Source organism: Pseudoalteromonas sp. SWN166 (assembly GCF_015864485.1).
Classification (GTDB): Bacteria; Pseudomonadota; Gammaproteobacteria; order Enterobacterales; family Alteromonadaceae; genus Pseudoalteromonas.
Genome location: NZ_JADYXB010000089.1, coordinates 1 through 1,086, shown reverse-complemented (window position 1 = coordinate 1,086; position 1,086 = coordinate 1). Strand labels below are relative to the sequence as shown.

The window sequence follows — 1,086 nt, the reverse complement described above, 5'->3', positions numbered from 1 at the left end:
TTCCTAAATTCGGATAATAAGTGCAATTTCTCAGATTAGATGGCCAGCTGTTATAATTCGGCCATTTTCTCGCCAAAGGAAATTGCTTTAATGAAATATAAACAGCTGACACAAGAAGAAAGATACCAGATTTACGCGTTAATAAAAGCAGGAAATAACCAAAAACAGATAGCTGATGAACTAACTCGTTCACCGTCATCTATCTCTAGAGAGTTAAAACGCAATAAAGGGCTTAAAGGCTATCGACCTAACCAAGCCAATAATTTTGCAGAGCAAAGACGCAAGTCATCTTTCAAAGCAATTAAGTTAACAGATGATGTTACTGACTGGATTAATAAATTGTTGGTTGACGGACTTTCGCCAGAGCAGGTGGCAGGCCGCTTAGCTTTAGAGAAAAAGGTCGTTTTGCATCATGAAACGATTTATCAATATATTTACAGAGACAAGGCTCGTGGTGGTGAACTACATAAGACACTCACTCGTGCATGTAAAAAGTATAAGAAACGCTATGGAAGCTACGATAAACGTGGACAGATAGTTAATCGAGTCAGTATTGATGAACGCCCAAGTATTGTGGATTCAAAGTCTAGGATTGGTGATTGGGAGGGCGATACAGTGATAGGCAAAGGGCGTAAAAATGCCCTTGTCACAATGGTTGAACGTAAAACGTTATATACAGTCGTTCACAGAATTGAAAGCAAGCATGCGAAAATAACAGCCGATGCGCTGATCAAGTGTATGACACCATATAAAGGTAAGGTTATTACCGTGACTTTAGATAATGGAAAAGAGTTTGCTTACCATGAGCATGTTGCACAAAAATTAGAAGCTGATGTGTATTTTGCTCACCCATATTCATCATGGGAGCGGGGCATAAATGAGAATACCAACGGCTTACTTAGACGCTTCTTCCCCAAGGGAACTGACTTTATGGCGCTAAGTGAAGCAGAAATACAGGCGGCAGTTGATAAGCTCAACCATCGGCCAAGAAAAACAAGAGGGTATAAAACCCCTCATGAATTATTTACGGGGCAATCAGAAGTTCTGGTGGCTGCATAATGATTGCACTTAATACTTGAATTCAAG

The 1,086-nt window shown here is 40.0% G+C and carries 1 protein-coding gene; it reads left to right on the top strand.

Annotated features, from left to right (window positions below; all coding sequences use genetic code 11):
- Positions 1 to 90: 90 nt before the first annotated feature.
- A complete protein-coding gene (locus I6F49_RS20215; protein WP_197181751.1) occupies positions 91 to 1,059 on the top strand; it encodes an IS30 family transposase in 969 nt (322 codons plus the stop codon).
- Positions 1,060 to 1,086 lie beyond the last annotated feature (27 nt).